Below are 14,330 nucleotides of genomic sequence, written 5' to 3' on the forward strand. Positions count from 1 at the left end.
CAGGGGCACGCACTCTCGACAGTTGGTCGGTTTTGAGCGTTGACCCGCATCCTTCGCTTTGAGGTCGCTGCAGTCCGGCGGCCCTGGCAAGTTCGACGCACCGATCTCGTATAGATCGTCGGTGCGCGGCGGGGGGTTTGCACCGCATTTCGGAGCACGACCAGATTTTGGTTCGACGACTGAGGACACAAGCTTGATCAACAACCGGCAAGCCGGCCGCCGTCGCGGTCGTGGCAACAATAATAATGGCGGCGGCGGTAGTGGTGGCGGTCAACGCCAAGGTGGCGGCGGCGGTGGCGGCCAGGGCGGTCGCGATACCGGCAACCGCATCGACAGCCGCGCGCGCGGCAACGCGAGCCAGCTGTACGAGAAGTACAAGAACCTCGCGCGCGACGCGCAGCAGCAGGGCGACCGCGTCAACATCGAATATTACCTCCAGTTCGCGGACCATTATTTCCGCGTCCTGAGCGAAACCCGCGCCCGCTTCGAAGAAAGCCAGCCGCAGGCACAGCAGCAGCCGCGCCGCCAGCAGCCGTTCGATCTCGACGGCGACGACGATTACGGCGACGAGGGCGAACCGATCCGCTCCGGCGAGCAGCAGGGTGGCCAGCAGACTTCCGGCGAGCAGCAGAATGGCGGCCAGCAGAACGGCCAGTACCAGAACGCGCCCCGTCAGAATCGTGAAGGCCAGGCTCGCGACACCCAGAACCGCGAGGACCGCCCTCAGCGGGACGATCGTCCGCAGCGCGAAGAGCGTCCGCGGTACGAGAACAATCGCTACGAGGGCCAGCGCAACGAGGCTCAGCCCCGCAGCGAAGGCCAGCGCGAAGATCGCGTCCGGGGCGACAGCCCGCGCAACCAGCGCAATGCCCCGCGTGATGCCCAGTCGCGCGACGATCGCAACGGCGAAGAGCAGGGCCAAGCTCGCGAAGCACAGGTGCGTGAGACCCAGCAGCGTGAGACGCAGTCCCGCGACGAACAGGTCCGCGAGCCCCGCAGCGATTACCGCGATGCGCCGCAGCGCGAGACGGTACGTCGCACGCCCCGCGTCAGCGCACCCGTCGCCAACGCCAACCAGGATTCGGAAGCCGACGCGGTCCGTTCGGTAACCGAAGCTCCCGAGCAGGCGGCCCAGCCGACCGAAGCCGTCGAGACGACGCCGCCCGTCGCAGCGACCGAGGAGCAGCCCCGCCGTCGCGGTCGCCCGCGCCGCGATCGCAGCCTCGACGCACCCGTCGCGCAGGATCAGGGCACCCAGGACGAGGGCGCCCCGACCGCGTTCGACGCGGACCGCCTGCCCCCCTCGCTCGGCATTTCCGCGGTAACCCCGGCACCGGCACCGGCACCGGCACCGGCACCGGCACCGGCAGCCGAAGTGGCCCCCGCCGCCGACGCGGTGCCGGAGGAAAAGCCCCGTCGCCGCCGCGTTCGCGCAGTGCCCGACGAGGTCCAGGCGGGCTGATCTAGACCGCCCCGGTTTCATTCCGCAGCAAACATGAAAGGCCGGTACCGCATTCCGCGGTACCGGCCTTTTTTGTATCGGAAGGGCAGGGGCCTCGAAGTCGTCGAATATGCCCCTCGCGCGCTGTCGCCGCGGTGGGTTAAACGCAATTCTTCTACGCCCCTCTCCCTGAAAGGGAGGGGCTGGGGGTGGGTCGGCCCGCCTGAGCCATCACCATTCGACCACCCGAACCGACCTACTTTGCCCCCTTCCAGCAATAGAGAAGATCAGCAGGTAACAACCAGCCCGAAGCGGATCGCCGTCGGACGCTACGGCACAATCCGCCCGCTCCCGGCTTGCGCGGGCATCGCCTGCCCCCGAGCACCGTTCGCTAGCTCAGCTATAGCCCCGGCCGCGCTCAGCCGTACGCCCGCCAGAAAAACACGATCGTCGTCGCGATCGTCACCAGCAGCGTCCACACCCGGATCACCTTCGGCGACAGCAACAACCCCAGCTTAGCGCCGAAATGCCCGCCGACGATCCCGCCGATCAGCATCGGCACGCACAGCGCCCACACCACCATCCCCATCACGATGAAGATGATCGTCGCGGCAAGGTTCGCTACCGCCAGCATCAGCGTCCGCGGCGGTGCCAGCGTTGCGGGCGTCGCGCCCGACAGCAGCCCCCAGGCCGCGGTCAGCATCAGCCCGACACCTCCCCCGAAATAGCCGCCATAGACGCCCAGCAACGCCTGCACCGCGACCAGCGACTTCGGCCCGATCTCGACCCGAGACCTCAGCCACAACGACGCGCGCGTGCCGAACGCGATCGCCAGCGTCGCGAACAGCAGCAGCCACGGCACGATCACGTCGAACGCGCTCGCCGGCGTCGCGACCAGCAACAGGCTGCCGACCAGCCCCCCGACGAAGGTGACCCCCGCCATCGTCCGCATGCCCACGCCCGAGATCGGCCCTAGCCCATGCCGATACGCCCACGCGCTCGCCATCGCACCCGGCTGGAGCGAGACGTTGCTGGTGGCGTTGGCAAACGTCGACGGCACGCCGAGCCCGATCAGCGTCGGCATCGTCGCAAAGCTGCCGCCGCCCGCCAGCGCGTTCATCGCACCGCCGAGAACGCCAGCCCCGGCCGCCAGCGCGACCGCAGTCCACTCAAGCAAAAGCGTCGGACTCGGCGGCGGCTTCGCGATCGATCTGCGCGCGGCTCTTCTTCTCCGACGCGGTCTTCAGCTGTCCGCACGCCGCATCGATGTCACGCCCGCGCGGCGTCCGCACCGGCGCCGAGATGCCAGCACCGAACACGATGCTGGAGAACGACTTGATCCGCTCGGGCGTCGAGCACTCGTATTGCGCCCCCGGCCACGGATTGAACGGAATGAGGTTCACCTTCGCCGGCAGCTCGTACTTCCGCAGCAACCGCACGAGTTCGCGCGCATCGTCGTCGGAGTCGTTCTTGTCCTTCAGCATCACATATTCGAACGTGATGCGGCGCGCGTTGTTCGTGCCCGGATAGTCCGCGCACGCCTGGAGCAATTCCTCGATGCCGTACTTCCGGTTGAGCGGCACGATCTCGTCGCGCACTTCCTTCGTCACCGCGTGCAGCGATACGGCCAGGTTCACGCCGATCTCGGCCCCCGCACGCGCCATCATCGGCACCACGCCCGACGTCGACAACGTGATCCGGCGGCGGCTGAGCGCAAGCCCCGCGCCGTCCATCACCAGCTTCAACGCATCGCGGACATTCTCGAAATTATACAGCGGCTCGCCCATCCCCATCATCACGATGTTGGTGAGCATGCGGCCCTCGGGCTGGCTCGGCCATTCGCCCAGCGAATCGCGCGCGAGCATCACCTGGCCGACGATCTCGGCCGGCGTCAAATTGCGTACCAGCCGCATCGTCCCGGTGTGGCAGAAGGTGCAGTTGAGCGTGCAACCGACCTGGCTCGACACGCACAGCGTGCCGCGATCCGCGTCCGGGATGAACACCATCTCGTAATCCTGCGCATCGTCCGACCGCAACAGCCACTTCCGCGTCCCGTCGGTCGACACCTGCGCCTCGACCACGTTCGGCCGGCTGATCACGAAGCGCTGCTCGAGCCACGGGTGCATCGTCTTCGAGATATCGGTCATCGCCGAGAACTCGGTCGCGCCCCGATTGTAGATCCAGTGCCACAGCTGCTTGGCGCGCAGCTTGGCCTGCTTCTCCTCGAGCTGCGACGTCTCCAGCGCCATCCTCAGGTCGGCGAGCGACAGCCCGAGCAGGTCGATCCGCCCATCGCTGCGCGGCACGAAGCTGCGGGGAACGGGCACGGGATCGATGTGCCCGGGAATAGGCATGAGGTTCGCGGCGGTCTGCATGCGCGAGCCCGTAGCTGAATTTTCGTGATTTTTCTACTGGCTGCGGGATGGGCGCGGAGTCAGCGCAGTCCAGCGGGAGATAATCCAAAACAACCACCACCCCGGCGGAGGCCGGGGCCCAATTGGAAAGGTCGTTGTAACGGAGAACTGGGTGTCGTCATTCCCGTCCCCCAATTGGGCCCCGGCCTTCGCCGGGGTGGTGCCGGTGGGCGGGGCTCGCCCGAAGTTTCATCCCCCGCTACACGCCAACACAGCCGCATCGATCGCCGTAGCCGCACCCGATAGCGCATAGACATCGACAAACGGCCGCCCCCCGACGCCGACCGCTTCGACACTCATGCTCCGCCCCGACCGCATCGCCGCCACGATCGCCCGATCACTCGGCGCATCGCTCGCCCAAGCATCCAGCCCGTTCGCCACCAGCGCGAATCGCCGCTCGCCAACCGTCATCGTCACCCCCGCCGACCGATCCCGCTCGCGACTGAGCCGCACATACAAGGACGCGCGCAAACCCCGCTTCGGCCACGTCGCAACGCTCGCGAACCCGGACGAACGCCCCCCCGCCATCACCGGCCGCGCGATCGCATAACACCGCGGGGGCGAGGCATCGCGAAACGCCCCCCACCCCTGGTAAATGCCGATCGTATCACGCGCCGCCGCGGGAGCCGCAATCGCAAGCAATCCCCCCGCCAAAACCAAACGCCACAGAACCCCCCTCCCTGAAAGGGAGGGGCAGGGGGTGGGTAGGCCGGCTCGAGCCCCATCAGTTCGAACACGGGGAAACCGACCCACCCCCAACCCCTCCCTTCCAGGGAGGGGGGAAGAAGGCCCCGATATGAAACCATTGCCCCAACCAGATCTCACGCCGGAGCGAACCCCGTACCCAGATGCGGCACCGTCGCCCGCCCATTCTCGACCAGCGTAACCGACCCCTGCGGCAACCCCCTCGCAACCGGCGCGCCCAGCAACGGATCGACCGCCGCCCCGGTCATCACCCCCAGCATCACCCGACTCGAGATCCCGTGCATGATCACCAGCCGGTCCCCCGGATCCTCCGCAGTATCCGCCAGCCAACCGCCAACCCGCAGAGCAATTTGCCCATAGGTCTCGCCATCGGGCGAAGGTTTCAGCGTCCCACCCGGCAGCATCACCGGCCCGACCTCGTCGACGACGTCCGCATAATAGCGCCCGCCCCAAGACCCCATGTCAATCTCGACCAACCGGGCATCGGTCCGCGCATCATGCCAGTCCAGTTCCAGATGCTCGCAGATCACCGCCAGCGTCTGCAACGCGCGGCCGGTCGGGGAGGACCACAGCGTCAGCGCCGGCTTCACCCCAAGCACCTCACGCAACGCCCGCCCAAGCTCGTCCGCCTGCGCGAACCCGGCGCGCGTCAACGGCGTATGCGCGGCATCCCCCTGCAACCGATGCGCCGCATTGAACACGGTTTCGCCGTGCCGCGCGACGAAATCCCGACCCTTGCGAAGGGCTGGAATATCGGTTGATCGGGCGTCGCGTTCACCCTGCCGTTGGCTTGGAATCATGGCCCGCGTTTCAACCCCCTGTGGCGCAAAAGCAACGGATTTCCGCGTTTATCTGGGGTTCATGCAACGCCTCGCCGACTGGTCCATTGGAGCGGTCCGCCCCGCGTAATGGGGTGCCAGTTTAGTAAGGAGTAACCTCAATGCGTACGCTCATCGCCGTCTCGCTGCTCGCCACCACCGCAGTGGCCGCACCCGCCCTCGCGCAGACCAACCCGACCTTCACCGGCCCCCGCGTCGAGGCCACGCTCGGCTACGATCACACCGGCGCCGGCAGCAGCGTGTCCAACGACAACGGGCGCGACGATCAGAAGATCGACGGCCTGCTGTACGGCGGCGGCATCGGCTACGACATCGCGACCTCGGACAACATCGTGCTCGGCGCCGAAGCCGAACTGACCGGCTCGACCGCGAAGAGCGACCGTAACGATTACACCAGCGACTTCGGCTATGGCCGCGTCAAGCAGGGCCGCGACATCTATGTCGGCGCGCGCGCAGGCTATATCGTGGCACCGACGACGATGCTGTACGTCAAGGGCGGCTACACCAACTCGAAGCTCAAGGTGCTCGCGGGCGATACCAGCCAGACCACCGATACGAACTTCAAGCTCGGTGGCTGGCGCGTCGGTGCGGGCGCCGAGCACGCGATGGGCCCGAACAGCTATGCCAAGCTCGAATACCGCTATTCGAACTATGAGCGCGGCAACATCGACTATGCGACCGGCGGCACCAGCAGCCGCTTCGACGTCGATACCGACCGCCATCAGGTCGTGGCGAGCTACGGCTTCCGCTTCTGATCGCTTTAACGCGACGTTTACCGTGATCAAAGAAGGGTCGGGGCGCTTGCTCCGACCCTTTGTTGTTGGGTAAGCCATTAGCGGATTGCCCCCAGCCCCGAGTCCGGCTGCGGTGGCGGGGGGAATTACGATGAAGGCGACGATCGAACGCGCAACGCTCCTCAAGGGGCTGAGCCATGTCCAGTCCGTGGTGGAGCGGCGCAACACCATCCCCATCCTGTCGAACGTGCTGATCGAGGCGACCGCCGAGGGCACGCTCAAGCTGATGGCGACCGATCTTGATCTCCAGATCAACGAATCGATCGCGGCGGCGGTCGACCAGCCCGGCGCGACCACGGTGTCCGCGCACACGCTGTTCGACATCGCGCGGAAACTGCCCGAGGGCTCGCAGGTCCAGCTTGCCGCATCGGAAGGCCGGATGAGCATCGTCGCGGGCCGCGCGCGCTTCTCGCTCGGCACACTGCCGCGCGACGATTTCCCGGTGATCGCGGAAGGCGAACTGCCGACCCAGTTCGAGCTGCCCGCCGAGACGCTCAAGCAGATCATCGACAAGACGCGCTTCGCGATCTCGACCGAAGAGACGCGCTATTATCTCAACGGCATCTTCCTCCACGTGGCGGACGGCGACAGCTCGAACCCGGTGCTGAAGGCCGCCGCGACCGACGGTCACCGCCTCGCGCGCGTTACGCTGCCGCGTCCGGAGGGTGCCGAATCGATGCCCGACGTGATCGTGCCGCGCAAATGCATCGGTGAGCTCCGGAAACTGCTCGACGAGGTCGACGGTTCGGTCGGCGTCTCGCTGTCGCCGACCAAGATCCGCTTCGACCTCGGCCAGGCGATCCTGACCTCGAAGCTGATCGACGGCACCTTCCCCGATTACAGCCGCGTGATCCCGACCGGCAACGACAAGATCCTCAAGATCGACCCGAAGAGCTTCATGGAAGGCGTCGACCGCGTCTCCACGATCGCTACCGAGAAGACGCGCGCCGTGAAGATGGCGCTCGACCGCGACAAGATCACGCTGTCGGTGACCTCGCCCGAAAACGGCACCGCCGCGGAGGAAGTCCCCGGCGATTACGTCGCGCTCCCGTTCGAAATCGGCTTCAACAGCCGCTACCTGATGGACATCCTGGCGCAGATCGACGGCGACATGGTCGAGGTGCACCTCGCCGACGCCGCCGCCCCCACGCTGATCCGCGAAAACGACAAGTCGCCCGCGCTGTACGTGCTGATGCCGATGCGGGTGTGATTCGGTCTGCCTGTCGCGCCGTGGTATAGCGGCGCGACAGGCAGGAGCCGGATCATGGACTCGATCAATATCGCCCATCTGAAAGACGAACTGGGCACGCTTATCGACCGGCTCGAAGCGGGCGAGGCCGTGCAGATCACGCGCAACGGCCAACCCTTTGCCCGCGTCACACCCGAGGCACCGCCGCTCCCTCGCCGCAAGCCCATCGATGTCGACGCGCTCGAAGCGCTGGCGAAGTCGCTGCCTTACGATCCAACATCTGCACGTGACCTCGTCCGGCAGATGCGTGACGATTCGCGGTATTGACCCTCTACTGCGACACGGCAGTGGTGGTGTCGGCCTTCACCGCCGAGGCGCAAAGCGAGGACGTACGCGCGTGGCTATCGCGGCGGTCTGGTACTTTGGCGGTCAGCCATTGGGTCATCACTGAGTTTTCCGGTGCGCTTGCGATGAAACGGCGATTGGGCGTCATCGACACCGTTGGGTGGAACGGTGTGATGAAGGCGTGGCAACGGTTTTGCGCCGGGGAGCTTCACGTAGAGTCAGTCACCGAAACCGATTTTGCGTTGGCGGCGACGTTGCTCGATCGCGGTGATCTGAAGCTGCGCTCCGGAGACGCCCTTCACCTCGCGATCGTCGTCGCCCGCGGTTGGTCCTTAGCTACGCTCGATCACGACCTTGCGCACGCCGCCACGCAAATGCGCGTGGAAGTAGATACCGTCCTCGATTGACTCCTCGCCCGCTGCTCAATACTAACAGTGATGTCAGTAAGGAGTCGACTCGATGGCGAAGCTTCCTCCGTTTCCCGGTACGACCGGTCGTCGCGATTGGCGTACGGCGTTCGATGCGATCAGGAAACTGCTCGCGAATGGCGACGACACCACGCAGGTGTTCCGGATCATGCGCGCGCTGAACGTCGGCAATGCGCCGATGAACTACGCGCGACTGATCGCCACCGAGCAGGGCGGGCGGATCGCCTATGACCGGGTCGAACTGGCGCAGCGTTTCTCCGAGCCCGCGTTCGTCGCGAGCTTCGCACCCGGCACGGTCGGGGCGGCGTATCGCAATTTCCTCGAGACGACGGGCTATTCCGCGGACGGGCTGGTCGAGGTCTCGCGGCTCGTGCCGTCCGAGGACGATCTGGCGCACCCTTATGCGTGGTTCGGCCGGCGGGTGCGCGATACGCACGATATCTGGCACGTCCTGACCGGCTACAAGGCGGACGAAAGCATGGGCGAAGCGGCGCTCGTCGCGTTCAGCTACGCGCAGGTCGGCGGGCTCGGCTGGGCGTTGATCGGCTCGGCTGCGGCATTGAAGAGCATGCGCGTCACCGGCAGCAAACTGTTCGCGAAGGCAGTCTGGGAAGGCTATCGCAACGGGCGGAAAGCGAAGTGGGTGTCGGGCGAGGATTATCTCGAACTGCTCCACGAACCGCTGGAGGCCGCGCGCGAACGGCTCGGGATAGTCACGCCCGTCGCATATTTACGGGCGCAGCGCGAATTAGGACCGGCGCTCGCATCGTATCTCAGCACGCAGAAGGCGGCGACCGCGACGGCCGCACCCGCGATGGCGCCGGAGCGGATCGCCGCCTGACGCGATACTCGATAGCGGACTGGGCGCGTCGCTAGCGCGGTTGTGATCGGATCGATCCCTCACCCCGTTCGTGCTGAGCGAAGTCGAAGCACCGGCGCTTTCGCCATGCCCTTCGACTTCGCTCAGGGCGGACGGAAAAGGGCGATGCAATCGGTTTCGAAACTGCTCTAAGGCCGAGGCAATGCTGTCGCGCCTCGTCCTCACCGATTTCCGCAATCACGCCGACCTGACGCTGACGCCGGGACCAGGGTTCGTCGTGCTGACCGGCGAGAACGGCGCGGGCAAGACGAATATCCTGGAGGCGGTGTCGCTGCTAGCGCCCGGCCGCGGGCTGCGAAGAGCCGCACTCGGCGAGATGGTGCGGCAAGGCGGGGCAGGCGGATTCGGTGTCGCAGCCACCTTGTTCCCCTCCCGCTTGCGGGAGGGGTCAGGGGAGGGCGCGACGTACGTACTGGCGTCCGGCGTCGAGGAAAGCGCGCCCCTCCCCCAACCCCTCCCGCAAGCGGAAGGGGAGTCAGAAGCACAGGGGCAAACACCCGCAGTCGGCGAAGTCGACGTCGCGACCGGCACACTCGCCTCCGCCCCCGAACGCCGCATCGTCCGCATCCAGGGTGCCACCACCACCGCCAACGCGCTCGCCGAGTGGCTCACTATCCTCTGGCTCACCCCTGCAATGGACCGCCTCTTCGTCGCCCCCGCAGGCGAACGCCGAGGCTTCCTCGACCGCCTCACGTTGGCGCTCGCCCCGAGCCACGCCCACCACGCCGCCCGCTACGACGCCGCGATGCGCGCGCGAAACCGCCTGCTTGCCGACGAAGGCCGCCCCGACGGCGACTGGCTCTCAGCACTCGAAGCGCAGATGGCCGAGCACGGCGCCGCCGTAGATGCGGCTCGGCGTGAGACGGTGACGTTGCTCGGAACACGGCTTGCGGAACAAGGCGACAGCCCATTCCCCCGCGCCGGCCTGACACTCGAAGGCTGGGCCGGCGACACCACGCGCCTGCAAGCCGACCTCGCCCAGGGCCGCACGCGCGATGCCGCTGCCGGGCGCACGCTCAGCGGCCCCCACCGAGTCGACCTGATCGTCACGCATCTCGACAAGGCGCGCGCGGCCTCGCTAGCGTCGACCGGCGAGCAGAAGGCGCTCCTCCTCGGCATCGTGCTCGCCCACGCCGACCTCGTCGCCGAACGCACCGGTCAGCCCCCCGTCCTGCTCCTTGACGAGGTCGCCGCGCACCTCGATCCCGCTCGCCGCGCGGCGCTGTTCGGGCGGCTCGCAGGCCGCGGGCAGGTGTGGATGACCGGCACCGAAGACGCGCTGTTCGACGCGATCGGCGCACAGGCAACGCGGATCGCGGTCGGGCGTTAGGCTGAACGCGCGCTGTCGACCGGACTCACCGCGCGTTCAAGCGGGCGCGGGCAAAGCTCCGTCCATCGAAGATATGGAGAGACGATGATGACCCGGAATTTCACGCGCGCAGCCCTTGGCGTCCTGATGGTCGCAGCAACCACCGCCCCCGTTTTCGCGCAAGCCCGCGACAATGGTCGCTACGACATGAGCCGCGCCCCCTGGTCGCGTCCCGGCTACCGCCTCGAAGGTGCAGGCGTGCCGGTGCTCTTCCCCGAACTGCGCAATACGCGGCGCGGCATTGCATTCGTGATGCCGAACTTCGACGCGAACGGCGATGGCCGGATCAGCCCGCGGGAAGCCGACGACGCCAACCGCGAATTCGCGCGCATCGCCGGCCCCCGCCGCGACCGCTTCGACTGGGACGCCTATGGCCGTGACCCGCGCGGCTATCGCGGTGACCGCGGCGGCGGCACCACGGTGGTCGAGACCACCACAACCTGGGACCGCGGCGCGATGCGCAACTACGGCTTCCGCCAGACCCCACGCGGCGCAACACTGACGCTGCAGGAGGACGTGCTGTTCCGCACCGACAGCGCCGTGCTGCGTCCCGGCGCGATCGAGAAACTGCGGCCGCTCGCCCGCTATTTGCGCGGCAACCCCGGCGTCCGCGTGGCGATCGACGGCTTCACGGATTCGCGCGGCACGGACGCGCACAACCAGGACCTGTCCGAGCGCCGCGCGGCGAGCGTCCGCCAGGCGTTCGACGACATGGACGTCGTCCGCGCGCGGTTCAGCGTCGTCGGCCACGGCGAGCGCGACCCGGTCGCGACCAACGCGACACCGGCAGGCATGCGCCTGAACCGCCGCGTCGAAGTAACCCTGCTGGGGCAACGCGTCGACCGCTTCTGAGGTAACGACTCCCTCGCCCCTCCGGGGAGAGGGAAGCGGCCCGCGGCCCTTGCCGCGGGAAGGGAGAGGGGAGTGAGGCACGGGAGGCTGATCCCAACTCCCCCTCACCCTTCCGTCGCCTCCGGCTCCTCCCTCCCTCTCCCCAGAGGGAGAGGGACAAGCTCGACCCAAATCTACACCACCCCGGCGAAGGCCGGGGCCCAATTGGGGGACATTGCTGACGAAGCGCAGTTCGTCGTTACTGCGACCTTTCCAATTGGACCCCGGCCTTCGCCGGGGCGGTGCTACCTTTGCCGGGGCGGTGCTACCTTCGCCGGCGCGGTGCTAAGGCAAGCGCGCTGTCCTACACAGCCAGACCCTGTCACCATCCCCGCATGGCGCTCCGAACCTCCTCGAAACCCACGCGCCCAATCACGGAAGTGCACATCCCCGCCAAAACGCTCCCAGCGTCTGCACTTCCTATACTTCACTCGCCGGCACCCCAGCCCCCGCAGGCCATTTCGCTTCCGTTTCGGCCCCCGAATGCCTATATACTCGGCATGGCATCCAACCCCGAAACCAACAATCCCAACCTCCCGAACATGGGCGACTATGGCGCGGACTCGATCAAGGTTCTGAAGGGCCTCGACGCGGTCCGCAAACGCCCCGGCATGTATATCGGCGACACCGACGACGGTTCCGGCCTCCACCACATGGTGTTCGAGGTCAGCGACAACGCGATCGACGAGGCGCTGGCGGGGCATTGCGACCGGATCGACATCGTCCTCAACGCTGACGGCTCGGTCTCCGTCACCGACAATGGTCGCGGCATCCCGACCGGCATCCACACCGAGGAGGGCGTGTCCGCAGCCGAGGTCATCATGACCCAGCTCCACGCCGGCGGTAAGTTCGAGAACACCAGCGACGAGAATGCGTACAAGGTTTCGGGCGGCCTCCACGGCGTCGGCGTCTCGGTCGTCAACGCACTCAGCGAATGGCTCGACCTGACGATCTGGCGCAACGGCGAGGAGCATTACATGCGCTTCGCGTTCGGCGACGCCGTCGCGCCGCTGAAGGTCGTCGGTCCCGCCACCGAAGGCCAGAAGGGAACGCGCGTCACCTTCTTCCCGTCGCCCGCCACCTTCAAGATCACCGATTTCGACTTCGACAAGCTCGAACATCGTTACCGTGAGCTCGCCTTTCTCAATTCAGGCGTCCGCCTTTTCCTGAGCGACGCGCGCAGCGAAGAGCGCAAGACCGTCGAGCTCTATTACGAGGGCGGGATCGCCGCGTTCGTGAAGTATCTCGATCGCGCCAAGCTCCCGCTGATGCCCGAGCCGGTCGCGATCAGCGGCACGCGCGACGACGTCACGATGGACGTCGCGCTGCAGTGGAACGACTCGTATTACGAGAACGTCCTCGCCTTCACGAACAACATTCCGCAGCGCGACGGCGGCACGCACATGGCCGCATTCCGCGCCGCGCTGACGCGCACCCTCAACAACTACGCCGAGAAATCCGGCATGTTGAAGAAGGAAAAGGTCCAGCTCACCGGCGAGGACATGCGCGAAGGCCTGACCGCGATCGTCTCGGTCAAGCTGCCCGATCCGAAGTTCAGCAGCCAGACCAAGGACAAGCTCGTCTCGTCCGAAGTCCGCCAGCCCTTGGAAAGCCTGATGGCCGACAAGATGGCCGAATGGCTCGAGGAAAACCCCGCGCACGGCAAGGCGATCGTCGCCAAGATCATCGATGCCGCCGCCGCCCGCGAGGCCGCCAAGCGCGCGCGCGAACTGACGCGGCGCAAGGGCGTGATGGACATCGCCTCGCTGCCCGGCAAGCTCGCCGACTGCCAGGAGCGCGATCCCGCCAAGTCCGAGCTGTTCCTGGTCGAGGGTGACTCGGCAGGCGGCTCGGCGAAGCAGGGCCGCGATCGCCATTTCCAGGCGATCCTCCCGTTGCGCGGCAAGATCCTCAATACCGAGCGCGCCCGCGAAGACCGCATGCTGTCGAGCCGCGAGATCGGCACGCTCATCACCGCGATGGGCACCGGCATCCGCGACGACTTCAACGCGGACAAGCTGCGCTACCACAAGATCGTCATCATGACCGACGCAGACGTCGACGGGGCGCACATCCGCACGCTGCTGCTGACGCTGTTCTATCGCCACATGCCGAAGATCATCGAGGGCGGCTATCTCTACATCGCTCAGCCGCCGCTGTATAAGGCGACCAAGGGCCGGTCGGAAGTGTACCTCAAGGACGACGCCGCGCTCGACGAATATCTGGTCGACGCGGGCGTCAATACGATGGTGCTCGACGGTCCCGGCGGCGGTCGTTCGGGGCGCGACCTGAAGGACCTGGTCGATCACGCGCGCCGGATGCGGACGTTGATGCGCTACGTCCCCAAGCGCTATGATGCCGGGATGATCGAGGCGCTGGCGCTGGGCGGCGTGTTCGATCCGGAAGCGTCGGTCGAGGATCGCACCTCGCGGCTGCAAGTCGTCACGCACCGTCTCGAACTCGACGACGGTGACGCGCGCTGGACCGCGGTGTTGACCGAAGACGGCGGCATCCACTTCCAACGCGCATGGCGCGGCGTCACCGACCACCACATCATCGAGGCCAGCTTCCTGGTGTCGGCCGAGGCGCGCAAGCTGCACGCACTGTCGGGCGAACAATCCGAGAGCTACGCCCACACCTCGAACCTCGTCCCCGCGAGCAAGGCGTCACAGGCGGAAGAGCCGGAGGCCGAAGAGGGCGCGGAAACCGGTGCCGGCGTGATCGGCTCCGCCACCGTCGTCGCAACGCGCGGCTCGACCCAGGTCTCGCGTCCGAGCCACCTGCTCGACGCGATCCTGACCGCTGGTCGGAAAGGTCTCGCGATCCAGCGCTACAAGGGCCTGGGTGAGATGAACGCCGAACAGCTCTGGGAAACCACGCTCGACCCGTCGGTCCGCTCGATGCTCCGCGTCACCGCGGTCAACGCCGAGAGCGCAAACGAGATCTTCACGCAGCTGATGGGCGAAGTCGTCGAACCGCGCCGCGAGTTCATCCAGGACAACGCGCTCAACGTCGCCAATCTCGACGTTTGAGGA

Annotated in this window: 13 protein-coding genes; 9 read left to right on the top strand and 4 right to left on the bottom strand. The window is 66.8% G+C overall.

From position 1 onward, the window contains the following. Positions 1–193: 193 nt before the first annotated feature. Positions 194–1,462 carry a DUF4167 domain-containing protein gene (locus tag BM244_RS23395; protein WP_093400610.1) on the top strand — a complete coding sequence of 423 codons (1,269 nt, stop codon included), beginning with the start codon at positions 194–196 and terminating at the stop codon, positions 1,460–1,462. Between the two features lie 397 nt (positions 1,463–1,859). Here the strand turns inward: BM244_RS23395 and BM244_RS19345 are convergent, their stop codons facing one another. From BM244_RS19345 to BM244_RS19360, 4 genes are all read right to left on the bottom strand, one after another. After that, positions 1,860–2,618, bottom strand: a complete 759-nt coding sequence (locus BM244_RS19345) for a sulfite exporter TauE/SafE family protein (protein WP_093400543.1) — start codon at positions 2,616–2,618, stop codon at positions 1,860–1,862. Further along, on the bottom strand, positions 2,611–3,816 hold the full coding sequence (rlmN, locus tag BM244_RS19350; RefSeq protein WP_056061442.1) for a dual-specificity RNA methyltransferase RlmN: 1,206 nt from the start codon (positions 3,814–3,816) through the stop codon (positions 2,611–2,613). The genes BM244_RS19345 and rlmN overlap by 8 nt, the downstream gene beginning before the upstream one ends. Before the next feature lie 228 nt (positions 3,817–4,044). Then, positions 4,045–4,515 carry an invasion associated locus B family protein gene (locus BM244_RS23640; protein WP_254784605.1) on the bottom strand — a complete coding sequence of 157 codons (471 nt, stop codon included), beginning with the start codon at positions 4,513–4,515 and terminating at the stop codon, positions 4,045–4,047. 161 nt (positions 4,516–4,676) lie between these two features. Further along, entirely contained in the window at positions 4,677–5,360 is a 684-nt protein-coding gene (locus tag BM244_RS19360; RefSeq protein ID WP_093400544.1) for a histidine phosphatase family protein, read from the bottom strand. A 140-nt stretch (positions 5,361–5,500) separates the two neighbouring features. Here BM244_RS19360 and BM244_RS19365 point away from each other — a divergent pair, with 140 nt between their 5' ends. From BM244_RS19365 to gyrB, 8 genes are all read left to right on the top strand, one after another. Further along, positions 5,501–6,154, top strand: a complete 654-nt coding sequence (locus BM244_RS19365) for an outer membrane protein (RefSeq protein ID WP_093400545.1) — start codon at positions 5,501–5,503, stop codon at positions 6,152–6,154. 130 nt (positions 6,155–6,284) lie between these two features. Beyond that, the gene (gene dnaN / locus BM244_RS19370) at positions 6,285–7,403 is read left to right on the top strand and encodes a DNA polymerase III subunit beta (RefSeq protein WP_056017955.1); all 1,119 of its coding nucleotides are present in this window, start codon (positions 6,285–6,287) and stop codon (positions 7,401–7,403) included. 54 nt (positions 7,404–7,457) lie between these two features. Next, complete coding sequence (locus BM244_RS19375) at positions 7,458–7,709, top strand: type II toxin-antitoxin system Phd/YefM family antitoxin (RefSeq protein WP_093400546.1); 252 nt, start codon at positions 7,458–7,460, stop codon at positions 7,707–7,709. Further along, complete coding sequence (locus tag BM244_RS19380; RefSeq protein ID WP_093400547.1) at positions 7,706–8,134, top strand: type II toxin-antitoxin system VapC family toxin; 429 nt, start codon at positions 7,706–7,708, stop codon at positions 8,132–8,134. Before BM244_RS19375 ends, BM244_RS19380 begins: the two co-directional genes overlap by 4 nt. Before the next feature lie 52 nt (positions 8,135–8,186). Further along, the gene (locus BM244_RS19385) at positions 8,187–8,996 is read left to right on the top strand and encodes a Coq4 family protein (RefSeq protein WP_093400548.1); all 810 of its coding nucleotides are present in this window, start codon (positions 8,187–8,189) and stop codon (positions 8,994–8,996) included. Positions 8,997–9,177: 181 nt separating this feature from the next. After that, positions 9,178–10,365, top strand: a complete 1,188-nt coding sequence (locus BM244_RS19395; protein WP_254784606.1) for a DNA replication/repair protein RecF — start codon at positions 9,178–9,180, stop codon at positions 10,363–10,365. Positions 10,366–10,452: 87 nt separating this feature from the next. Further along, a complete protein-coding gene (locus tag BM244_RS19400; RefSeq protein ID WP_254784608.1) occupies positions 10,453–11,256 on the top strand; it encodes an OmpA family protein in 804 nt (267 codons plus the stop codon). A gap of 539 nt (positions 11,257–11,795) precedes the next feature. Beyond that, entirely contained in the window at positions 11,796–14,327 is a 2,532-nt protein-coding gene (gene gyrB, locus BM244_RS19405) for a DNA topoisomerase (ATP-hydrolyzing) subunit B (protein ID WP_093400549.1), read from the top strand. The last annotated feature ends 3 nt before the right edge of the window (positions 14,328–14,330 follow it).

This window comes from Sphingomonas sp. OK281 (assembly GCF_900115295.1).
Taxonomy (GTDB): domain Bacteria; phylum Pseudomonadota; class Alphaproteobacteria; order Sphingomonadales; family Sphingomonadaceae; genus Sphingomonas.